Origin of the sequence: Steroidobacter agaridevorans, from assembly GCF_009932555.1 — a bacterium.
Taxonomy (GTDB): domain Bacteria; phylum Pseudomonadota; class Gammaproteobacteria; order Steroidobacterales; family Steroidobacteraceae; genus Steroidobacter; species Steroidobacter agaridevorans.
In genome coordinates, this window is record NZ_BLJO01000009.1 from 294,896 (window position 1) to 317,279 (window position 22,384).

Consider the following 22,384-nt stretch of genomic DNA (forward strand, 5'->3'; position numbering starts at 1 on the left):
GAGTTTTGCGCCCGTCAAGCTTCAGTGTCGCGACATGGCTGCACAGCTCTTCGAGCAGTGTTCGCAAGCGTCGACGCACTCCTCCATCCCATCCAGGTCGCGACAGCTGGCGGCGCATTCCTCGCAGACGCGGGAACAGGCGCGGCACAGTTCTGCGTGCAGAACGAAGTTGGCGAGCATGGCGTCGGCCGTCACCCGACATAGATCCGAACAGATGGTCATCAAGCGGAAGTGCGCCGGCTCGACATGCGGACCGCCCTGCTCCAGGCAATGGTTCATGGCCATCGTGAAACAAACCCGAGAGCATCGCAGGCAGTCCTCGATGCATCGCTTCATGTCGGTGACCGGATGCTCGCCCGGCGTCTCGCCGATTGTGTTCATGAGCTGATCCTTGGCAACCAGACGGGTCGGAGCGCCGGCGGCGCCCCGACCCTCAGTATCAATGCTGAACGTTCGATTCCCTGCCTTTGTCACCGCCGCGGGTGGTGGTGCCCGTGGTGCCGGCAGTAGTGCTGCCGCTGGCGCCTTGCGCCGATTGCGTACCGGCCTGGCTGCGCTGCTGTTCCTGCACGCGGATACTGTTCTGCACTTCCTTCACGCCGGAAATGCGTTCGGCCAGCGTCTCGGCCCAACGTTTGTCTGAACGCGAGGTCGTGGAGCCGCTCAACGTCACCTCGCCATCCTTGACGGCGACCTCGATGTTGCTCGCATCCAGACGATCGTCATCGGTCAGGCAATCGCAGACTTCTTCGCGGATGCGATCGTCAGAACGTTTGTAGCCGCGCGGGCCGCGACCACGATGCGCGCCGTATTCCTGCTGGCCCCACTGACGGCCCTGGGAACCTTGCGAGCCGTACTGGTCCATGCCCTCGCCCTGGCTGCTGTACTCATCGCCGAAGTAGCCGCTCGGAGTGCCGCTGTACTCGCCATACGCGCGACCGCCGCTCGGGCGTCCGGACCCGTAGCTGCGCATCGACTCACCGTAACGTTGTCCCGCGCCCTGGCCATAACGCTGCCGGTAGCCTTCGTTCTGACCGTAACCTTCCTGGCCGGAGCGGCCACGATTGCCCTGACCGCGCTGCCCTTCGTAAACGCTTCGACTTTGATAGCCGCCCTGGCCCTGGAAACCGCCTTGGCCATATCGGCTGCGCTCATAGCCGCGATAGTTGTAATCGCCCTGACTGCCGCCACCGCCGCCCTGGCTGTATTGAGTGCCGGCTTCGCCCCAACGGCCTTGACCGCCTTGATAGCTGCCGCCGCTGCCGCCGTAGCCGCGATAGTTACCGGTGCCGCTGCTGCTGAAGCCGCCATAGTTGGCTTCGCGATCGTATTGGCCGTGTGTGTCGCGATTGCGCCATTGCTCATCCTCGCGACCTTGCCAACCACCCGTCTCATTGCCGTAGTGGCTACGACCGCCGCCTAAATATTCACGACCGCGTCCGTAGCCGCTCTCGCTGTAACGTCCGCTCTGGCCGTAACGCGTGCCTTGCCCGGATTCTCGCTGGCCAAACTCCTGGTCGTAATCGCCCTGTCCATAACCCCGGTTGTAACGTGAACCCTCTTCCTGCTCGCCACGCCCGCCATAGCCACCGCGTCCGCCCATATCGCTGCCGTAGTAGTCGCGCTCCATGGACTCACGCGCGCGGCGTGAATCGTCTTCGTCCCAATCACGGGAGCGCGAACGCTCGTTGCGATCGCGACCCCAGTCACTTCGGTAATTGCTGTAAGCCATCGTCTTCTCCTGAAGCAAAGAATTGATCGCGGGTGCCGAAACAATTCCTCATGACATCGGGAGTTCCGATTGACGCGCGCACGCAAAAACGCGCGTAAATCGGCTACGCGCGCGAGTCTTTACTGACAGAGATTGAGCGCTGGCCGACGTGGCCAGCGCTCGCACGAAGGATCAGTCGAAGGGATGCTTCAACACGATGGTCTCGAGCCGGTCGGGGCCGGTCGAGATGATGGAGATGGGCGCGCCCACCAGCACTTCGAGACGACGCAGATACGACTGCGCGTTCTTGGGCAGCTCATCGAAGGTCTTCACGCCCGCGGTGCTGTCCTTCCAACCCGGGTGCTCTTCGTAAATCGGCGCGCAGATCGACAACGCTTCGGCGCCAACCGGCAGCAAGTCGCGACGCTCGCCCTTCACCTTATAACCGACCGCAACGCGAACGGTGTCGAGGCCATCGAGCACATCGAGCTTGGTGATGCACAAGCCGGAGATGCCGTTGATCTCCACCGCACGACGCAGGCTCGCCGCGTCGAACCAGCCGCAGCGTCGCGGACGGCCCGTCACCGAACCGTATTCGTTGCCCTTCACTCGCAAGTGCTCGCCGACTTCATCGTCGAGCTCCGTCGGGAACGGGCCGCTGCCGACGCGCGTCGCATAAGCCTTGGCGACGCCGAGCACGTAGTGCAGCTGCTGCGGGCCGACGCCTACACCGGCGCACGCCTGACCGGCGATGCAGTTGCTCGAAGTCACAAACGGATAGGTGCCGTGATCGATGTCGAGCAACGCGGCCTGCGCGCCTTCGAACAACAACCGCTTGCCGCCGCGGATCAGCGCGTTCACTTCGCCGGAGACATCCGCAACCATCGGCTGCAGCTTCTCGCCCAGCGCGAGCGCTTCATCGAGCGTCTGCTGGAAATCGATGACCGGCGCCTTGAAGTAGTTGCGCAACACGAAATTGTGATAATCGAGCACCTCGCCGAGCTTGGCGGCGAACCGCTCACGCGCGAACAGGTCCTGCACGCGAATCGCACGACGGGCGACCTTGTCCTCGTACGCCGGACCGATGCCACGACCGGTCGTGCCGATCTTCGCAGCGCCGGCCGCCTCTTCGCGCGCTTTATCCAGCGCGATGTGATGCGGCAGGATCAACGGACAGGCCTCGGAAATGCGCAGGCGTTTCGGCACGTCGAGGCCGGCGGCCTGCAGCTCCGCGATTTCATCCAGCAGCGCCTTGGGCGAAAGCACCACGCCGTTGCCGATGAAGCAGGTGACGTTCTCGTGCAGGATGCCGGAGGGAATCAGTCGCAGGATGGTCTTGCGGCCGTTGATCACCAGCGTATGGCCGGCGTTGTGGCCGCCTTGAAAGCGCACCACGCCAGCGACGCGATTGGTCAACAGATCGACGATCTTGCCCTTGCCCTCATCGCCCCACTGGGCGCCGATGACGACAACATTACGATGGCTACTCATTACGGACTCGGGATGAAGAAAGAATTCTAGGAGCGCACGACGTACAGCAGCGCGATGCCCGCGCTCATGCTCGCGAGGCCGAACCATCGCAGCTGCCGGTCCTGCAAGCTGGACAGCGCCTGCATCAGGCGCTTCACCGATTGCGGGCTGAGAAACGGCATCACGCCCTCCAGCACCAGGTACAGCGCCAGCGCCGCGAACAGGTCGGACCAGTTCACGGCTCGCGTCAGCGCCGGTTCGAGCGATTCAGGTACTTGAAGAACTCGCTGTCCGGCGAAATCACCAGCACGTCGTTGTCGGTGCCGATGGCCAACCGATAGGCCTGCAGGCTGCGATGGAACGAATAGAACTCGGCATTGCGATTGTAGGCCCGAGCATAAATGTCTGCCGACTTCGCGTCGCCTTCGCCCTTGATGATTTCCGACTCGCGGTAGGCTTCCGCAAGGATCTCGGTGCGCTGACGGTCAGCTTCGGAGCGCAGCTTCTCGGCGTTTTCCTCACCCTCGGCGCGCAGACGCTTGGCCTGGCGGTCGAAGTCCTGACGCATGCGGCTGAACACCGACTCGCTCACCTCTTCGGGCAGATCGATCTTCTTCACGCGCACGTCCACCAGCTGCAGGCCGAGCCCCTTGGTGCTCTCTTCGGCCAGCTTGAGGATTTCGCCGGTGAACTCGGCGCGCTCGGCCGCCACCACCTGTTGAATGGTGCGGCGGGCGATCACGCCCTTGATGCCGTCCTTCACGATGCTGCCCAGACGGCCCGCGGCAATTTCCCGGTCGCCGCCCGAAGTCGCCTGGTAGTAGGTGGACACGTCGGCGATGCGCCACTTGATATAGAAGTCGATGCGCAGGATCTTGCCTTCGCTGGTCAGGAACTGCTCCGACGGATAGTTCTTGGTGTCGATGCGACGCTCGAACTTGCGGATGTTGTTGACCATCGGGACCATGAAATGCAGGCCCGGCGGGTAGTCGGCGCGCACGATCTCGCCGAAGCGGAACTTGATCGCCAGCTCGGTCTCGCGCACGGTGAAGGTCGACATGGCGAGCACGAAGGCCACCACCGCCGCCAGAATCAGAATCAGAAATCCGCGGCCGGCCATTAGCGGGTTCCTCGCGTACGGCGATCGCCAGTGACGGTCGTACCGTCGCTGGTGTCGGTGCTTTCCACAGTCATGCTGGGCTCGGTCGTGGTCACGCGGGGTGCGCGACGGTTCTGTTCGAGCAACTTGTCGATGGGCAGATAGACCAGGTTGCCGGCGCCATCCTTGGTATCGAGCACCACCTTCTTGCTGGAAGCGAGCACGTTCTCGACCGTTTCCAGATACAGGCGCTCGCGCGTCACCGCCGGAGCACGCTCGTACTCGGTCAGCAGCGCGGTGAAGCGTTCGGCCTCACCTTCGGCCTTCGAGACCTTTTGCGCGCGATACGCTTGCGCTTCCTGCACCGCTCGCACGGCGGCGCCGCGAGCACGCGGGATCAGGTCATTCGAATAAGCCTGCGCAGCCAGCGACAGACGGTCGCGGTCTTCGCGCGCTTTGATTGCATCCTGCTGGGCGGGCGCCACTTCGTTCGGCACCTTCACGTCCTGCAGGTTCACGGCGGTGACTTCCAGACCGACTTTGTAAGCGTCCAGCGTGCGCTGGATCAGCTCCTTGGTCCGGGCCACGATTTCCTGGCGGCCGCTCTCGAGCACGCCATCCAGCTTGCTGCGGCCGATGATCTCGCGGATCGCGCTTTCGCTGACTTCCTTCAGCGTCTGCTCCGGCTCGTTGACGTTGAAGGCATAGTCCAGCGGGCTCGCCCGGCGGAACTGCACTTCCATGTTGATATCCACCATGTTTTCGTCCGAGGTCAGCATGCGCGTCTGCTCGCTGAAGCTCTCGATGGTCTGGATATTCACGATCTGCTTGGTCTCGATCGGCCACGGCAGATGCCAGCGCAGGCCCGGCATGGTGGTCGCGACATGCTTGCCGAAGCGCAGGATCACACCGCGCTCGGCGGCGTCGACCGTGTACAGGCCGCTGAATGCCCAGATGGCCGCCAGCACCAGCACGATCGTGCCGATGCCGAAGCCTCGGCCCGGGCCCGCTCCGCCTACGGTGCGATTGCCGCCGCTGCCGCCGCCGAACAGGCCGGCGAGACGCCGCTGCAGGTTGCGCAGGACTTCGTCCAGATCGGGCGGTCCCTGCTCGGGCTTGTTACCGCCGCCCCAGGGGTTGCGCTTGCCACCGGAGTTACCGCCGGGTTCGTTCCACGCCATGGTTTTGGATGACTTTGTGTCTGAGAACTAAGGATTTTTGGGAGGTTTTGGAAGTCGCACCGGCGAGTTGCGCTGGCCGAACCCGAAACGGGCGATTTTAGGAATCGCCCCCGAAGGTTACAAGCTTTTAACCCTCCGCCAGAGCTTCCGGCAACCCTTCGGATCGGCACAGGTGCTCAAAGGCTCGCCGGGGCATGGACACTTCGAGGTCCACCGCACCACTGGGCAAGGCCTGTTCAGCCAGCACCGCGCCGGCCGCGAAGAAGCGCGCACGCGCCCGCCCCGCCTCGGGTTTGAGCACGACATGCCGGTGCACGAGCTCCGGCCCCAGGAATTCGCCGATGGCATCGATCAGCAACTGGGTGCCATCGCCGGTCTGGGCCGACAGCCAGACCCGACGGGCCCCGCCGTTCTCGCCGCGTTCCACCTGCGCCGCCTCGCCGATCAGATCGGCCTTGTTGAAGACCTCGATCTGCGGCAGGTCGCCTGCACCGACTTCGCTCAACACCTGGTTGACCTGGGCGATGCGCTCGCTGCGGTTGGGGTCGGCGGCGTCGATGACATGCAGCAACAGCGTCGACTCGCGCGCCTCCTGCAACGTCGAACGGAATGCGGCCACCAGTTCGTGCGGCAGATCGCGAACGAAACCGACGGTATCGGCGAGCAACGCGAAGCGCGCATCCGGCAGCTCCAACCGACGCACGGTCGGATCGAGCGTCGCGAACAATTGATCGGCTGCGTAGGCGCCCGCGCCCGTCAGTCTATTAAATAGAGTGGACTTGCCCGCGTTGGTGTAACCCACCAAAGCGACCGTCGGTATTTCCGCCCGCTTGCGTTCGCGCCGCGTGGTCGCACGCTGCGTAAGCACCTTGTCCAAACGTGAGTTGAGCGTGCGAATCCGCGCCGCCAGCAAGCGGCGGTCGGTTTCCAGCTGGGTTTCACCAGGGCCGCGCAGACCGATACCACCCTTTTGACGCTCAAGGTGGGTCCAGCCTCGCACCAGCCGGGTAGCGATGTGCTTGAGCTGCGCCAGCTCGACCTGCAGCTGACCTTCGAAGCTGCGGGCGCGTTGCGCGAAGATGTCCAGAATCAGGCCGGTGCGATCGAGCACTCGACACTGCATCAGGGCTTCGAGATTGCGTTCCTGGCTGGGCGACAGGGCGTGATCGAAGACCACGAGATCCGCGCCGAGCTCTTTCACTCGCGAGCGGATCTCTTCGGCTTTGCCGCTGCCGATGAACAACCGGGGATCCGGCACCTTGCGAGTGCCGGTGATGACCGCAAGTACTTCGGCGCCGGCCGAACTCGCCAGCGCCTCGAACTCACTCAGCTCATCCTTACCGGGGGGACCTCCCAGTCCGATACGGACCAGGAGCGCGCGTTCGCCGCTGCGAGGACGTTCAAACAACAACGAACTCCCACATCGACAATCTCAGGCTCTCACTCGGTGGCAGCTGGAGACTCCGCGCCTTCTTCTTCGCTCGTCGGCAAGCGGATGGCCCGCGCCGGAACGACTGTGGAAATCGCGTGCTTGTAGACCATCTGGCTGACACTGTTCTTCAGCAAGACGACGAACTGATCGAACGAATCGATCTGACCTTGTAGTTTGATACCGTTCACCAGGTAAATGGAGACCGGGACGCGCTCCTTGCGCAATGTGTTCAGGAACGGATCCTGTAATGATTGCCCTCTGGCCATCATTTATCTCCTTGTTATGCCTTCGAATTCTTTGGTTGAGCTTTGCCGACTAATGCCGCTTCCCTGCAGCTGAGCGACAGCCTACGGGCACCATCCGGTAACCGCTGCGATGCCGCAGTTTAGCACAGCGATGTTCCCGTCGAAGCTGCCTTTGATTCAATACGCAGCTGCATCAGTGTCACGAGTGAACCGTTGTGCCCGCCCACAACGACTCATCACACTCACGCAGGTTTCATCACACCATGCCACGAACAAATGTAGCGACGGCATTCTCTATCGGGTCGGCTGCGGTGGAATCAAGGGCATCACACCATTGCATATCATCTTCGGCCCGTAACCAGATCAATTGTCGCCGCGCCAGCTGTCGGGTCGCGAAAATCGCGCGCTGCACCGAAGCAGTTAAAGACGCCTTACCACACAAATGTTCCCATAGTTGCCGATAACCGACGGATCGGATCGCGGGCAAGTCGGCATGCAGATCGCCGCGCTGTTGCAGCCCTCTGACCTCGTCCAGGAAACCCGCCTGCATCATGCGTTCGAAGCGCCGCTCGATCGCCTGGTAAAGCCGTTCGCGATCGCTCGGCGCCCAGGCGAATGCAGCGAACTTCATTGCGGGATCGGCCGGCCGGGTCTGTGCGTGCAGCTCGCTTAGCGTTTTCCCGGTCAGCCGGTGTACTTCGAGCGCCCGCTGTATTCGCTGTCCATCGTTCGGTTGGATTCGCTGTGCGGTCGCTGGATCCAGCGCCGCGAGCTGCGCATGCAACGCCGGCCAGCCCGAACGCGCAGCTTCGGCGTCAATTTCCTGTCGCACGCCAGGATCGGCTTGCGGCATTTCCGCGAGGCCGCGACGAAGCGCACGGAAATACAACATCGTGCCGCCCACCAGCACCGGCAAGTTGCCTCGTTTGCGGATGTCTCCAATTGCATGCAGTGCGTCGCGTACGAACTGTCCCGCCGAATAGGGCTGCGAGGGATCGAGGATATCGACCAGGTGATGCGGGAAACGTTCCAATTCCTCGCGCGACGGTTTGCCCGTGCCGATGTCCATGCCGCGATAGACCAGCGCCGAATCGACGCTGACGATCTCGATGGGATAGCGGGCGGCGAGCCGCAGCGCCAGATCGGTCTTGCCCGCGCCGGTCGGGCCCATGATGAGGGGAATCGGCGTCGCTTGCGGAGTCGCGCTCATCGTCCTCGAAGAAACATCCGATCCAGATCGCCCAGGCTCACATACGTCCAGGTCGGACGACCGTGATTGCATTGATCGCTGCGCACCGTGCGCTCCATCTCGCGCAACAATGCATTCATTTCGGGCACGGTGAGATTGCGATGCGCTCGCACGGCGCCATGACAAGCGACTGTGCCCAGCACTTCATTGATCGCCTCTTCGATGCCGCGGGTCGAACCATCGGCAGACAAATCGGCACTGATCCGGCGCAACAGCTCATCCAGATCTTTCTGAGCAAGGAAGGCTGGCACCGCACGAATCTGCACGCTCGTCGGACCGGAGCGCATGACATCGAGACCGAGGCGGTTCAACGCGGGCGCATGTTCTTCCAAGACATCCGCTTCCGAAGCCGCCACGGAAACAGACAACGGCACCAGCAGCGGCTGGCTTGCAACGCCGCCGTTGGCGAGCGCCGCTTTCATGCGCTCATAGGTGGTTCGTTCGTGAGCGGCATGCATGTCCACCAGGATCAAGCCGTCGGGTGCTTGCGAAAGAATATAGATGCCATGCAACTGCGCCAGCGCGAAACCCAGCGGTGGCGTTTCGGGTTGTGATTCGACCGCCGGCATTTCCACGTCGACGCCCGTGGTTGGCGGCACAGCACTCGTTCTTTCGAAGGCAGGCGGCGACGGATACGCCGCCGATGACTGACGGAAATAGGCAGGCATCGGCGGTTCGGACACGCGCAGGCCGAGCGTTGCCTGATTCGGGCCGCGCATCGGCCACATGGACGCGGCCTCGCCCGTCGGCACGAGATGATTGGCGTCGGTCGGCGGAGGCGCAGCGCTGGCCGCGCCTGCATACGTTTCCCGCAACACCCGCTCGACGGTCTTGAACAGGAAGTTGTGAATATGCCGACCGTCGCGGAAGCGCACTTCCAGCTTCGCCGGATGCGCGTTGACGTCGACCTGTCGCGGATCGATCTCCATGAACAGCACGAACGCCGGATGCCGGCCATGAAACATCACATCCCGATAGCCGAGGCGGATGGCGCTGCTGATCAAACGATCGCGCAGCATGCGGCCGTTCAGATAGAAATGTTGCAGGTCGGGCTGCGCTCGGGCGTAGGTCGGCTGACACAGCCAGCCGGTGAGCTTGCAGCCGGACGACTCGTGCTCGACATACATGGCGTTCGCCATGAACTCGTCGCCGACGATCTGCGCCACGCGCCGCTCGCGCTCGAGTTGTGAGCGCGCCGCCGGGAAATCACCCAGCGATTTACGCGCCGCGGACAACGAGAAGGCAGTCTCGAACTTCGACAGTGCGAGTCGCTCGACCATGCGCGCGATGTGCTGAGTCTCGGTGCGCTCGGCACGGAGGAATTTGCGACGTGCTGGAACGTTGAAGAACAAGTCGCGCACTTCGACGGTCGTGCCGATCGAATGCGGCGCCGGCTCCAGCTCACTGACCAGGCCGTTGTCGGAACTGACGCTGTAACCGACCGAGTAGTTCGCACTGCGCGAGGTGATTTTCGTGCGCGACACCGACGCGATACTGGGCAGCGCCTCGCCACGAAAGCCCAGCGTGCCGACCCGCTCGAGATCGTCGATGCTCGCGATCTTGCTGGTCGCATGACGCGACAGCGCGAGCGCCAACTCATCTCGCTCGATGCCGCAGCCGTCGTCCCGGACGCGGCACAACTTCGCGCCGCCCTCTTCGATCTCGATGTCGACGCGTTTGGAGCCGGCGTCGAGACTGTTCTCGATCAACTCCTTGAGCACCGAGGCGGGCCGTTCGATCACCTCGCCGGCGGCGATCTGGTGGATGAGTTGCTCGGGCAGGACACGGATCGGCATCAGAGGAAGGGCGAGGCTAGGGAGAAGCGCGGCATTATCGCGCGAAAGCAGCCCGCTTCACTAACCAGGGCTTGCGGACGTTGTCCGCCCGTCTAGTACATGGGCAAAAGCGGCCTGCGGCCCTTTTGCGGACAGTGGCCTCACTGCCGCCGGCAAAAGGCGTGACTTTTGCCGGCTGTGTCGCGGCAGGCTCGAGGTATCCCCGCCAGGTCCGGACCTGCTGGAGACTCGTCCTAGCGTGCTGTGCTGCCAGCACTTTCGCCGTCAGTCGTGCTCGCGATCACCGTCGTGCCCGACTGCTTCGCGCGCAGATCCGCGACCAGCGTGCCCGGCGGGGGATTGGTATAGAAGTACTCCCGCACGCCTTGATGGATCGCCTCCGCCAGGCGCTGTTGATGCTTGGGGTCGAGCAGCCGCGCCTCTTCGGTGGGATTGGAGATGAAGGCGGTCTCCACCAGCATCGACGGAATGTCCGGCGACTTCAGCACCAGGAAGCCGGCGTGCTTGACGCCGCGGTTGGTGATGTTGCCGATCTTGTACAGCTCCTGCATGACCAGCTCGGCCGCATCGACGCTGGCGCTCATGCTGGCGCCTTGCGACAGATCGAGCAGCACCGAGGCCAGCACGCTGTCCTTGTCGTCCAGCTTCACGCCGCCGATCAGATCGGCCGCGTTCTCACGATCGGCCAGCCAGCGCGCCGACTCATCGCTCGCGCCGCGAGCGGACAAGACATACACCGAGGAGCCAGCGACCGATCGGTTCGTGTACGAGTCCGCGTGCACCGACACGAACATGTCCGCCTGCTGACGGCGGGCACGAGCGATGCGCTCGCGATGCTCGACGAACGTGTCGTTGTCGCGAGTCAGAATCGCGCGCATGCCCGGCTCGCGATCGATGCGATCCTTCAGGCGCTTTGCGATCGCCAGCGTCACATGCTTCTCGTAGGTGCCGCGCTTGCCGATCGAGCCGGGATCGACGCCGCCGTGGCCGGCATCGATGGCGATGACGATGTCGCGGCCGTGAGCATCGGCGGCGGCCTTCACGACCGAGGGTTGCGAAGGCGCCGCTGCAACCGTGCCCTTGCCCGGCGTGAGATCGAGCACCAGTCGATGACCGTAGGACTGCTGCGGTCCAACCGTGAAAGTCTTGGGCTCCGCCGGACCGGTGAGATCGACGACGACGCGCAGATCGCCGTTGGGCTGGGCCGCCGCGCGCAACTGCTTCACAAATCCCTGCCCCTCGGGCAGCACGCGCTCGCTCTCGAGCGTAGCGGCGGGAATGTCGACGACCACGCGATCGGGGTTATCGAGGGTCAGCACATTGTGCTCAGCGGGCTCGCTCAGATCGAAGACCAGTCGCGTGCCGTCCGGCCCGGCCCAAAGGCGCACATCCTTGACGGTGACCGGCTTGGCGGCGGACGCGCCCACGGCGGCCAGGGCCAGGCCCAGGCACCCTGCCAGCACAGAAAGCAATGGAGTTCGCCGCGATCCTCGCATATGGCCGGTAATCTACCGCGCCGATGTGTAAGTTTTCAACGAAATTATGAAGATAGCAGACGCAATTCCGGTATTGCTGCAACGATATGTCGCACGACGCTAGCGCCATTCAGGGAATGCGGGGTTAGCCTGACCTCTCTGCCCTCGGTTCCCGCCCCGGGATAGGCGATGTCGATCCACAGGTCGGCGGCGGGAATCGAACCCGCGGCCCGCGACGGCCATTCGATGAGCAGCAGCGCCGATCCCGTCAGCAGATCGCGAACGCCGAGCGGCTCGACCTCGTCCGGATCGTTCAGCCGGTACAGATCGAGGTGATAGATCGAGCGGCCCGCCGTCTCGTAGGGCTCGATCAAGGTGTAAGTCGGACTGCGCACGGGCCCGGTCACGCCATACGAGCGAAGAATGCCGCCGACCAGCGTGGTCTTGCCGGCGCCGAGCTCGCCTTCGAGCGCGACGATGAAGGTGCCGTCAGTCGCGTCGACCGCTGCTGCGATCGCCCGACCCAACACCTGCATCTGCTCGGCCGAGCCGACGCTCAGAATCTCTGTGCCGGGTTCACGCACGTGGGCAGATATCCAAATAGATCCGTAGCCAAAAGTCCGCGCTCGCCGCGACGCGCGGCCATATCGCCCGCCATCGCATGCACTAGCACACCCGCGCGAGCCGCACCGGGAAGATCGGCAGTCTGCGCGGCGATGCCAGCGATGACGCCCGTAAGCACATCGCCCATGCCGGGAGATGCCATACCCGGATTGCCCTGGTCGCAGATGTAGGGCAGCGAGTCTCCGGTCACGACCAGCGTGCCCGCACCCTTCAACACCACCGTGCCATCAAACTTCTTCGCGATCTCTCGCGCGGACTGCAGACGATTGCGTTGTACGTCAGCGGTGCTGATGCCGAGCAGACGCCCGGCCTCGCCGGGATGCGGCGTGAGAATCCAATTCGCATTGGAGCACGGCGCGTGCGCCAGCAGATTGAGCGCATCGGCGTCGATCACGGTCGGCTTGTCACTTTCCAGCGTGATATCGAGCAATGCCCGACCCCAGTCGCTTTGCCCCAGGCCCGGACCGATCGCGAGCACGTCGGCGCGCTCTATCATTGCCGCCAGCTCGCTCGCACCTTCGACGCCACGACACATCAGCTCCGGACGGCTGGCGGTGATCGATGCGACATTCTCGGGCCAGGTCGCGACCGTCACCAGTCCGGCACCGGCTCGCAACGCCGCCTCGCCCGCCATACGCGCGGCGCCCGCCATTCCTAAGCCGCCGCCGATGACCAGCACACTTCCCTGCTGACCTTTGTGAGCGGTGCGACGCCGCCGCGGCAACAAGTGCGCGACGAAGTCTTCATCGATTCGTAGTGCTGACGGCGGCACGAAATCGGCCGCGCCCGCCGGCAGATCCAGATCGTCGAACAACACAATGCCGGTGTGATTCGGCCCTTCGCCCAGATAGAACCCGAGTTTCAGACCAATGAACGACAACGTGCGTTCGGCCACGATCGCCGCGCCCCAAACCGCGCCCGAATCGGAATCCAGTCCGCTGGGAATATCGAGCGAGAGGACGGGCGCGCCGCAGTCGTTGATCGCGTTGATGCGCTCGATCATGACGGCATCGAGCGGACGCGACAGGCCGGTCCCGAAGATGGCGTCGACGATGACTTCGGCGTTGGCCAGACAGCCATCGCTCCACGGCCGCACGACCCCACCCGATGCGATGAAATCATCGTGAGCGCGCTTGGCATCTCCACGCAGCTGAGCGGTATCGCTCAGTGACACCACCGTGACATCGACGCGCATCGCCTGCACCAGCCGCGCGAGCACATAGCCATCGCCACCGTTATTGCCCGGCCCGCACACGACGGCGATGCGCTGCTTCGACGGCCAGCAACTGCGCAGCGCCACCGTGGCCGCTTCGCCCGCCTGGGTCATCAACGTGTAAGAGGGAATGTGCAAATCGTCGATCGCGTGGCGATCGAGGGCCCGCACTTGAGCGGCGGTATGCACGGCCAATGGCAGCGGCTTCATACGTCAAAGGTTAGCAAAATCGAGTGACGGTTCTGCCAGAATTGCACCATGTCCGCCGCCGACCCGCATGACTACACCGAGCTCGCCAGCTCGATCCGACAGTGGAGTCGCGAGCTGGGCTTTCAGCAGGTCGGCATCACGGGCATCGACTTGCCCGAAGATGAAGCGCGGCTGATGACCTGGCTGGAGCAAGGCCGCCATGGCGCCATGGAATATATGGAGCGCCACGGCCGTCGGCGCGCCCGCCCCCATGAGCTCGTGCCCGGCACATTGCGCGTGATCTCAGTGCGTATGGACTATTTACCTACGCATGCGCAGGACCCGGACGAGATCCTCCAGGATCCCGAGCTCGGTTATGTCTCGCGTTACGCGCTCGGGCGTGACTATCACAAGGTGCTGCGGCGTCGACTGGCCAAGCTGGCGGAAAAGATTCAGGCGCACAGCGCATCCCAGTCGCATCGCGTGTTCGTCGACAGCGGCCCGGTGCTCGAGAAAGCGTTCGCGCGCAACGCCGGCCTGGGCTGGATCGGCAAGCACACCAACCTGATCAATCGACGCGCCGGTTCGTACTTCTTCCTGGGCGAGATCCTTACCGATCTGCCGCTACCGGTGGACGCGCCGGAGACCGAGCATTGCGGCACTTGCCGCGCGTGCATCGATGTATGCCCGACGCAGGCGATCGTCGCGCCGTTCCAGCTGGACGCGACTCGCTGCATCTCGTATCTCACAATCGAGTTGCGCAGCTCGATTCCCGAACAGTTTCGCAAGGCCATGGGCAACCGCATCTACGGTTGCGACGACTGCCAGCTGGTCTGCCCCTGGAACAAGTTCGCGCGCTTTACGAGCGAGGTGGATTTCGTGCCCCGGCATGCGCTCGATGGCACCAAACTCATCGAGCTGTTCGCGTGGACCGAGCAGGAGTTTCTGGATCGCACCGAAGGCAGCGCGATCCGGCGCATCGGCTACGAATGCTGGATAAGAAACATCGCCGTCGCGTTGGGCAATGCACCGACCAGCCAGGAAGTCATTGGCGCGTTGACGTCGCGCCGAGATGACCCGTCAGAGCTGGTGCGCGAGCACGTGAGCTGGGCGCTCGCCCAGCACGCGGCGTAATTATTTGCTCGGACGTTTCGCGCGGACGTTGTCGATCAATCGAGCGCGACCGATTCGAGCCGCGGTGACGATCACCAGATCGTTCGACTCGCCGTTCGGCATCTGCAACGAGTGGGCATCGCGAATCGCGAAGTAATCCGGGCGGAAGCCCGCCTTCTGAAGCGCTTCGGTGCCAGCCTGTTCCAAGGCGGCGTAGTCCGTCGAGCCCGCCTCGAGCGCCACACGCGCTCGATCTAGCGCCGCAAAGATCTGCGGTGCGACGGCGCGCTGTTCGGGGAGCAAGTAACGATTGCGCGAGCTCATCGCAAGGCCGTCTTTTTCGCGGGCCGTCGGCACGCCGACGATTTCGATCGGCATGCACAGATCGATGGCCGCGCGGCGAATGATCATCAGCTGCTGGAAATCCTTCTCGCCGAACAGCGCCACGTCGGGCTGCACGAGGTTCAGCAGTTTGGTCACGACCGTCGCCACGCCCATGAAATGACCCGGCCGGAACGCGCCACACAGAATGTCTTCGAGCCCCGGCACATGGACGCGCGCCGTCGTTTCCTGGCCGCGCGGATAAATGTCATCGACCTCGGGAGCGAACAACACTTCGACATTCAACGATCGCAACAACTCACGATCGTCCTCGGGCGTGCGCGGATAGGCCGCGAAATCTTCGTTCGGCCCGAACTGCAACGGATTGACGAAAATGCTGACGATGACGTGCTCGGCCAGCTCAGAGGCCTTGCTGACCAGGCTGCCGTGACCCGCGTGCAGATTGCCCATGGTGGGCACGAACGCAATGCGCTCGCCCTTGCGACGCCATTGCGCCACGCGCTCGCGCAACTCGTGGGGACGCACCACCACTTCTAATGTCTTAGCCATCGCTTAGAAACAATGCTCGGGGCCCGGATATTCCTTCGACTTCACGGCCTGCGTATACGCCTTGACCGCTTCCAACGCGCTGTCGTGCCCGGCGAGGAAATTTTTCGAGAACTTGGGTTTGCGGCCCGATGTGATATCGAGCACGTCGTACAGCACGAGGATCTGACCGTCGGTGTCCGGACCGGCGCCGATGCCGATGACCGGCACGTGCAACTGTTCGGTGATGTGCTTGCCGAGCGGCGCCGGGATGCATTCGAGCAGCACGATATCCGCCCCCGCACCTTCGAGCGCTTGAGCGTCGCGAAGCATGCGCTCGGCCGCCTCGTTCTCGCGACCCTGGACGCGGAAGCCGCCGACTTTGTGGACCGACTGCGGCTTCAGCCCCAGATGCGCACAGACGGCGATGTCGTGGCTGGCGAGAAACTCGACGATCTCGACCTGACCCGCGCCGCCTTCGAGCTTCACCATCTTGGCGCCGCCCTCCTGCATCAGCCGCACGGCGTTATCGAGCGCCTGCTCCTTCGACGCATAGGTCATGAACGGCATGTCCGCGATGAGGAACGGGCGATACAGCCCTTTGGCGACGGCGCGGCAGTGGTAAACGATATCGGCCAGCGTCACCGGCACCGTCGTGTCGTGGCCCTGAATGACCATGCCGAGCGAGTCGCCGACCAGCACCACGTCGACGCCGGCGTCATCCACCAGGGTCGCGAAACTGGCGTCATAAGCGGTGATCGCGGCGATTTTCTCGCCTTCCGCCTTCATCTTGACGAGGGTGCCGACATTGACCGGCGGGCGCGGCGCGTAACGCTCTTGAAGGTGCTTGTACATGGCGGTGAGCTACGGCGGGGCGGGAAGAATGCCCAGGGTCGCCCCGACAGTCAAACTGGGGCGGATGACAGCCTTATCAAGAGGATAAGGCGGCTTAGACGGCGCTCTTCAGCGGGTTGTAATAGTGCCGCCCGCGCCGGGTGCGGATGACCTGCTCCAGCAGCTGCCCATAGTCGTGATCGTTGTTGACGAAATCCGCCTGGGCGGCGTTCACGATCAACAGCGGCGAGGCGTCATAGGCGTGGAAGAACCGGGCGTACGTTTCCTGTAGCCGCTCCAGATAGTTCTTCTCGATGTTCTGCTCATATTTGATGCCGCGCCGTTCGATGCGCTCGCGCAGGATATCGACGGGCGCCTGCAGATAGATCACCAGATCCGGCACCGGCGCATCGACCGCGAGCCGCGCGTAGACCTGCTCGTAGAGCGCGAACTCCTCCTCGTCCAACGTCAGCTGCGCGAACAGCTTGTCCTTGTCCAGCAGGTAGTCGGCGACACGCACGGTATCGAACAAGTCGTGCTGGCGGATGTCCTCGAGCTGGCGCGTGCGCTGGAACAGAAAGAACAACTGCGTCTGCAGCGCCGCCGAGCGCGGGTTCTTATAAAAGCGCTCCAGGAATGGATTCTCGTCGGCCTGCTCGAGGATCAGCTCGCTGCCGAAGCTGCGCGCGAGCCGCCGGGCGAGACTGGTCTTGCCGACGCCGATCGGTCCTTCGACCACGATCAGGCGATGCGGCGCTGGAATGAGAGGCTTCTCGGTCATGTCCACCGCTGAATTGTTCAAGGGACGCCGGGAGCGCCGGTGAGCAGCGCCAATCCAGCGCCGCCGACGCGTGCCGCGAGCTGACTCACGCGGCCATGGCCGGGAACGAGCAGCTCGGGGGCGAGATCGCGCAAAGGATACAGGACGAAATTGCGCTCAGGCAGACCACGATGAGGCACGGTCAGATCGTTTTCCGAAATCTGCGCGTCGGCATACACCAGCAAGTCGAGATCGATCACTCGCGGCCCCCAGCGCACGATGGGCTGCGTGCGCCCCAGCTCGCGCTCCAATCTTTTCAATTCCACCAGCAGCTCGCGCGGCGTCAGCATCGTGAGCAAGCCGGCCGCGGCATTGATGAATTCAGGTTGGTCCTGCGGCCCGAGCGGCTCGGTTTTGTAGAGGCGTGAACGCGCGACGAGGCGACACCGCTCCAGCTGCGCGAGCGCACTGAACGCACGCTCGATCTGGACCAGAGGCTGATCGAGATTACTGCCGAGCGCTACATAAGCGGGGAACCACAATGCAGACGCCGTGGAGTTGACGGCGCTCAAGCAGCTGGCGGCCGAGGACGACGGCGCCGACGCCGACGACGCCTCTGACCACCCGCGGATGACTCACCGTCGCCGCCTTGCTCGACCATGGCCGTGCGGTCTTCGGCGGACTTCGCCTGAATGTCCGTCCACCACTGCGCGACTTCTTGTTCGACTTCACCGGCGGCAGCACGCAACAGCAGGAAATCATAGGCCGCCCGGAACCGCGGATGATCGAGCAAACGCAAAGCCCGGCGACCTTCACGGTGCGCGAAGCGCGGCTGCAGGCCGACGATCTCGCGCAACGGCAACGTGAACCGCTTCGGCACAGCGACGCGCGACTGCTGACGCGCGGTGACCTGATCGCAAGCAGCGAGCAGCGCCTGAATCTCGGCGCCCTGCTCCGCCTGCAACTTCTCGAACGCCTGACGGATCGGCGGCCACAGTAGCACCGCGAACAGGAACGTCGGCGTGACTGACTTATCCGCACGCACGCGCTCATCGGTGCCTTCCAAGCCGAGCCGCAGAACGCGCGCGGCCACGCTGTTCGCATCGGCATTCATCGACGCTGCGAGATCGGGGAACAGATGCTCGAGCAGACCCAGATCCCACAGCAGCTCGAAGGAACGGATCGCGTAACCCGCCAGGAACATCTTGTTCACTTCATCGAACAGCCGCGCCGGCGGCACGCCGTCGAGCATCCACGCGAGCTTCGGAATCGGAGTCGCGGTATCGATATGAATGCCGAAGTCGAGCTTGGCCGCGAAACGAACCGCGCGCAGCATGCGCACCGGATCTTCGCGATAACGGGTCTCCGGATCGCCGATCAGGCGCAGAACGCGCGCGTTCGCGTCCTCGTAGCCGCCGACGTAATCCCAGATCGAGAAGTCGCTGATGTTGTAGTAGAGCGCGTTGGCGGTGAAGTCACGGCGCCACACGTCTTCTTCGATCGTGCCGTACAGGTTGTCGCGCAAGATCCGGCCGCGCTCATCGAGCACGCGATGCCCTGCCTCATCGACGCTGTTGTCCTCGTCGATCGGCGTGTGCGCGGCACGGAAGGTCGCGACCTCGATGATCTCGTAGCCGAAGCGCACGTGCGCGAGATGAAAGCGCCGGCCGATCAAGCGGCAGTTGCGAAACAGCTGCTTGACCTGATCGGGGTGCGCGTTGGTGGCGACGTCGAAATCCTTCGGATGCAGGCCGAGCAACAGGTCGCGCACGGCGCCGCCCACGAGAAATGCCTGGTAGCCAGCCTCTTTGAGCCGGTAAAGGACCTTCAACGCGTTCGAAGAAATGTTGGCGCGCGAGATCGGGTGCTGATCGCGAGGCACGACGCGCGGGGCGCTCGCCTCATCGAGGATCTCGGCGGGAGAGTTGTTATCGTTCAATAGCAGCGGACCATCCGTCGATGTCAAAAACTTGAGCCGCGGAAAACGGCCCGTATAATACCGCGTCTTGTCGGCACGTCGTGCCAGCCTTCTAATACGCTCCCATCGTCTAGAGGCCTAGGACGGGGCCCTCTCAAGGCCTAAACCGGGGTTCGAATCCCCGTGGGAGCGCCACCTCTTCTTCGTCAGCCTTCCTGGCACGAGCCGTTCAGGCCCTGCCGCCAGCCGGCGACAAGCGGTAACAGCGCACAGAACCGCTCAGTAACAGCGGCCTTTCGAGCCGTTTCCGCAGGCTCCATGTGCATAATGCGCGCACTTTCTACGGAGTCGTCATGACGCCAGCGGATCGCCGCATCACGGAGCTGATCGATAAGTGGCTCACCAGCATCGACCTGCATTTGCAGTATGTCGAGTTGAGTGACGCCGCTTATGCGCGCGTTCAGCCCTGGCAGAAGCACGATCGCCCGACCCGCTGGGTCCTCGAAGTGGCCCGCCAGAAGGTGCTGGAGCTGAAGCAGCACTGCGAGACGCGCCAGGCCATGGGCGATAGCAAATTTTCCGAGTCGCTGGAGCTGATGGCGTTCCTCGCGAACCTGGTCGGCATTCAGCATATTCAGCGGTTCGTTCCCCTCGCCGACCCGGCTAAGGCCGAAGCCGCGACCGGCAACAGCCAGACCGTGGAAGCGCCGACCGTGATTCGCGCGCCGCCGCAGCGGACCCGCGCGCCGGCCGAAGAGCCGACCCGCGAGATGCCGAAACTCAAAGCGGTCAAGGCCAAAGAGGAATTTCCACTTTTCGACGCCGAGCCCGCCGCGCCCCCGGCTACGGCCAATCAGCCGGCGCCGATCGCCGTGCCGCCACGGCAGATCCCTTCCGCGCGCCCCGCGCCCAAGATCAACTCGGCCGCCGCGCAACCTGCCAAGGCCGCGCCAAAGCCCGCCCCCAAGGCCGCGCCTGAAGCACCTAAGCCCGCGGCGCCATTGGATTTAAGGGGCAAAATCATTGCCGACGCGGTGCGCCTGCTGAAGTGGGGCAAGCCGTGGCACGAGCTCGCGGAGTTGATCGCCCGCATCGCCGAGCGGCCTTCCGAGGGGGAAATCCGCAAAGTGCTGCGGGCCCATAAGACCGAAATCGAGAAAGCCGCCCAGACCTAGAAATCGCGGGCAAAAAAGAGGCCGGATACTTTTGACAGTGATCCGGCCAACAGGGGGATTCGGTACCGACCGCGCCATTGTCCCCGGCGCAGCCTACAAATTCGTTGCAACCCTAAACGCGACCCCTCTTCGGGCTGATCCGCGCGTCTCGCTGCAGATCATTTATCGCATTTATTTTGCGATGCCAAAGATACCCGAGATCGCATCGCAACACAAGCTTTGCGTTGCAAAAATTTCCAAAACCGCTCACGCAACGCCTCCACAGGCGAATTGGACCGCGCGGACGCTACAAGTTCATTAAGACGTTCATTAAGAGATCGTCATGGCCTCCCCGCCGCTCGCGACTTGAAAAGTCCGCCGCCCCCGGAGAAGAATCCCGGCCCTCGCGCCGCTCCATAAACATGAACATGGCCGCCCATCGAGGCGCCATCGTCGGCGCCCTCGGAACCGGCGGGACGGAGCGCAGTCTGAAGGGACGATTTTTTTTGCAGGCCGATTGTCGAGCATGGACCATCCGACCTCTCTGACGACCACTGTGACCACTCAAACAGGGCCCTCGTATGATTGAGATCAGAAACCTGACCAAACGCTACGGCGCGCTGACCGCCGTCAACGACATCTCCTTCACCGTCAGCCCCGGCGAAGTGCTCGGCTTCCTCGGCCCGAACGGCGCCGGCAAGTCGACCACGATGAAAATGATCACCGGCTTTCTGGCGCCGACCTCGGGCAGCATCAGCGTGTGCGGCCACGATGTCGAAGCCGATCCGCTCGCCGCCAAGGCCTGCATGGGCTATCTGCCCGAAGGCGCGCCGAGCTACGGCGAGATGACGGTGCGCGGCTTTCTGGAATTCATTGCGGACATCCGCCTGCTCAGCGGAGACCGCCGCCGCTCCCGTCTCGATGACGTGATTGCCCGCCTGCAGCTGGACAGCGTGCTCGAGCAGATGATCGAAACGCTCTCGAAGGGCTTCAAGCGTCGCGTCGGCCTGGCGCAGGCGCTGCTGCACGACCCGCAGGTGCTGATCCTCGACGAGCCCACCGACGGCCTCGATCCCAATCAAAAGCACCAGGTGCGCACGCTCATCAACGACATGGCGAAAGACAAGATCATCGTGATCTCCACCCACATCCTCGAAGAAGTCGATGCGGTGTGTAACCGCGCCATCATCATCGCCGGCGGCAAGCTGCTCGCCGACGCCACGCCCAAGGAACTGGCGGCCCGCGCGCCGAGCGGCCGGCTCGACGACGTGTTCCGTCAGATCACGACCGGCCAGAAAAACGCAGCCTGAGGTGAGCAATGGATAACATCAAAGGCATCTTTCGCCGCGAGTTCAACAGCTACTTCGCGACGCCGCTCGCACTGGTCTTCATCGTGTTCTTCCTGATGCTGGCCGCGGGCTTCGCGTTCCAGTTCGGCAGGTTCTACGAGCGCGGCCAGGCGGATCTCGCGCCGTTCTTCTGGTTCCATCCCTGGCTGTATCTGTTCCTGATTCCCGCCATCTCGATGCGTCTGTGGGCGGAGGAGCGCAAGTCCGGCAGCATCGAGCTGCTGATGACATTGCCCATCACCACGTGGCAGGCGGTGCTCGGCAAGTTCCTGGCGGCATGGGCAGTCGCGGGTGTCGCGCTGGCGCTGACTTTCCCGATGTGGATCACGGTCAACTATCTGGGCGATCCGGACAACGGCGCGATTCTCGCCGGTTACATCGGCAGCTGGCTGATGGCCGGCGGGTTCCTCGCCATCGGCTCGTGCCTGTCGTCCGCGACCCGCAATCAGGTGATCGCGTTCATCTTCACCGTGGTCATCTGCTTCGCATTCATGTTCTCGGGTTATGCGTTCGTGCTCGACATGGTGTCCGGCTGGGCGCCGCAGGCGTTCGTGGATGCGCTGGCGTCGCTGTCGTTCTACACCCACTTCCAGGCGATCTCGAAGGGCGTGATCGACCTGCGCGACCTGTTGTACTTCGGCACCGTGATCGGCGTCTGGCTCGCCGCCAACACCATCGTGCTCGATATGAAGAAGGCGGACTGAC

General features: G+C 63.5%; 20 protein-coding genes, 1 tRNA gene and 2 pseudogenes. 5 read left to right on the forward strand and 18 right to left on the reverse strand.

All coding sequences use genetic code 11. The annotated features are described in order from the left end of the window. Window positions 1-21: 21 nt before the first annotated feature. The 13 genes and pseudogenes from GYH35_RS29150 to GYH35_RS29210 all read right to left on the reverse strand — a co-directional run bounded on the left by GYH35_RS29150 (window position 22) and on the right by GYH35_RS29210 (window position 13,705). Window positions 22-381: a four-helix bundle copper-binding protein gene (locus GYH35_RS29150; protein ID WP_161816084.1), complete on the reverse strand. Its 360-nt coding sequence runs from the start codon at window positions 379-381 to the stop codon at window positions 22-24. Window positions 382-439: 58 nt separating this feature from the next. Next, window positions 440-1,732, reverse strand: a complete 1,293-nt coding sequence (locus GYH35_RS29155; RefSeq protein ID WP_161830265.1) for a BON domain-containing protein — start codon at window positions 1,730-1,732, stop codon at window positions 440-442. Between the two features lie 171 nt (window positions 1,733-1,903). Further along, window positions 1,904-3,202: an adenylosuccinate synthase gene (locus GYH35_RS29160; protein WP_161830266.1), complete on the reverse strand. Its 1,299-nt coding sequence runs from the start codon at window positions 3,200-3,202 to the stop codon at window positions 1,904-1,906. 26 nt (window positions 3,203-3,228) lie between these two features. Next, window positions 3,229-3,420: a DUF2065 domain-containing protein gene (locus GYH35_RS29165; protein ID WP_161816087.1), complete on the reverse strand. Its 192-nt coding sequence runs from the start codon at window positions 3,418-3,420 to the stop codon at window positions 3,229-3,231. An 8-nt stretch (window positions 3,421-3,428) separates the two neighbouring features. Next, entirely contained in the window at window positions 3,429-4,301 is an 873-nt protein-coding gene (hflC, locus tag GYH35_RS29170) for a protease modulator HflC (protein WP_161816088.1), read from the reverse strand. After that, window positions 4,301-5,461, reverse strand: a complete 1,161-nt coding sequence (gene hflK, locus GYH35_RS29175; RefSeq protein ID WP_161816089.1) for an FtsH protease activity modulator HflK — start codon at window positions 5,459-5,461, stop codon at window positions 4,301-4,303. Before hflK ends, hflC begins: the two co-directional genes overlap by 1 nt. Before the next feature lie 127 nt (window positions 5,462-5,588). Next, window positions 5,589-6,869, reverse strand: coding sequence for a ribosome rescue GTPase HflX (gene hflX / locus GYH35_RS29180; RefSeq protein WP_161816090.1), 1,281 nt, complete (start codon window positions 6,867-6,869; stop codon window positions 5,589-5,591). A 32-nt stretch (window positions 6,870-6,901) separates the two neighbouring features. Further along, complete coding sequence (gene hfq / locus GYH35_RS29185) at window positions 6,902-7,159, reverse strand: RNA chaperone Hfq (protein WP_161816091.1); 258 nt, start codon at window positions 7,157-7,159, stop codon at window positions 6,902-6,904. 235 nt (window positions 7,160-7,394) lie between these two features. Then, a complete protein-coding gene (gene miaA / locus GYH35_RS29190; RefSeq protein WP_161816092.1) occupies window positions 7,395-8,348 on the reverse strand; it encodes a tRNA (adenosine(37)-N6)-dimethylallyltransferase MiaA in 954 nt (317 codons plus the stop codon). Further along, a complete protein-coding gene (gene mutL, locus GYH35_RS29195; RefSeq protein WP_161816093.1) occupies window positions 8,345-10,183 on the reverse strand; it encodes a DNA mismatch repair endonuclease MutL in 1,839 nt (612 codons plus the stop codon). Before mutL ends, miaA begins: the two co-directional genes overlap by 4 nt. A gap of 233 nt (window positions 10,184-10,416) precedes the next feature. Next, complete coding sequence (locus tag GYH35_RS29200) at window positions 10,417-11,646, reverse strand: N-acetylmuramoyl-L-alanine amidase (protein WP_161816094.1); 1,230 nt, start codon at window positions 11,644-11,646, stop codon at window positions 10,417-10,419. A 214-nt stretch (window positions 11,647-11,860) separates the two neighbouring features. Further along, window positions 11,861-11,947 (reverse strand): annotated as a pseudogene (locus GYH35_RS29205). A 267-nt stretch (window positions 11,948-12,214) separates the two neighbouring features. Further along, window positions 12,215-13,705 (reverse strand): NAD(P)H-hydrate dehydratase, encoded by a 1,491-nt coding sequence (locus GYH35_RS29210; protein WP_161830268.1) that lies wholly within the window; start codon window positions 13,703-13,705, stop codon window positions 12,215-12,217. Between the two features lie 48 nt (window positions 13,706-13,753). Here GYH35_RS29210 and queG point away from each other — a divergent pair, with 48 nt between their 5' ends. Beyond that, complete coding sequence (gene queG / locus GYH35_RS29215) at window positions 13,754-14,818, forward strand: tRNA epoxyqueuosine(34) reductase QueG (protein ID WP_161816096.1); 1,065 nt, start codon at window positions 13,754-13,756, stop codon at window positions 14,816-14,818. Here the strand turns inward: queG and panC are convergent, their stop codons facing one another. The 5 genes from panC to pcnB all read right to left on the reverse strand — a co-directional run bounded on the left by panC (window position 14,819) and on the right by pcnB (window position 19,224). Beyond that, a complete protein-coding gene (panC, locus tag GYH35_RS29220; RefSeq protein ID WP_161816097.1) occupies window positions 14,819-15,688 on the reverse strand; it encodes a pantoate--beta-alanine ligase in 870 nt (289 codons plus the stop codon). A 3-nt stretch (window positions 15,689-15,691) separates the two neighbouring features. Further along, the gene (gene panB, locus GYH35_RS29225) at window positions 15,692-16,519 is read right to left on the reverse strand and encodes a 3-methyl-2-oxobutanoate hydroxymethyltransferase (protein ID WP_161816098.1); all 828 of its coding nucleotides are present in this window, start codon (window positions 16,517-16,519) and stop codon (window positions 15,692-15,694) included. Window positions 16,520-16,613: 94 nt separating this feature from the next. Beyond that, window positions 16,614-17,279: a deoxynucleoside kinase gene (locus tag GYH35_RS29230; RefSeq protein ID WP_161816099.1), complete on the reverse strand. Its 666-nt coding sequence runs from the start codon at window positions 17,277-17,279 to the stop codon at window positions 16,614-16,616. A gap of 17 nt (window positions 17,280-17,296) precedes the next feature. Further along, window positions 17,297-17,830 (reverse strand): 2-amino-4-hydroxy-6-hydroxymethyldihydropteridine diphosphokinase, encoded by a 534-nt coding sequence (gene folK, locus GYH35_RS29235; protein ID WP_202624834.1) that lies wholly within the window; start codon window positions 17,828-17,830, stop codon window positions 17,297-17,299. Further along, a complete protein-coding gene (pcnB, locus tag GYH35_RS29240) occupies window positions 17,827-19,224 on the reverse strand; it encodes a polynucleotide adenylyltransferase PcnB (protein WP_235936878.1) in 1,398 nt (465 codons plus the stop codon). Before pcnB ends, folK begins: the two co-directional genes overlap by 4 nt. Window positions 19,225-19,295: 71 nt before the next feature. On the opposite strand from pcnB, the gene GYH35_RS29245 reads away from it, so the two are divergent. The 4 genes and pseudogenes from GYH35_RS29245 (at window position 19,296) to GYH35_RS29260 (ending at window position 22,383) form a co-directional block, all read left to right on the forward strand. Then, window positions 19,296-19,371 (forward strand) — tRNA-Glu (locus GYH35_RS29245). 224 nt (window positions 19,372-19,595) lie between these two features. Further along, on the forward strand, window positions 19,596-20,351 hold the full coding sequence (locus GYH35_RS29250; RefSeq protein WP_161830269.1) for a hypothetical protein: 756 nt from the start codon (window positions 19,596-19,598) through the stop codon (window positions 20,349-20,351). A 560-nt stretch (window positions 20,352-20,911) separates the two neighbouring features. Beyond that, window positions 20,912-21,577: pseudogene (locus tag GYH35_RS29255) on the forward strand (ABC transporter ATP-binding protein); the annotation flags it as partial. A 71-nt stretch (window positions 21,578-21,648) separates the two neighbouring features. Beyond that, on the forward strand, window positions 21,649-22,383 hold the full coding sequence (locus tag GYH35_RS29260; protein WP_161816103.1) for an ABC transporter permease subunit: 735 nt from the start codon (window positions 21,649-21,651) through the stop codon (window positions 22,381-22,383). Window position 22,384 lies beyond the last annotated feature (1 nt).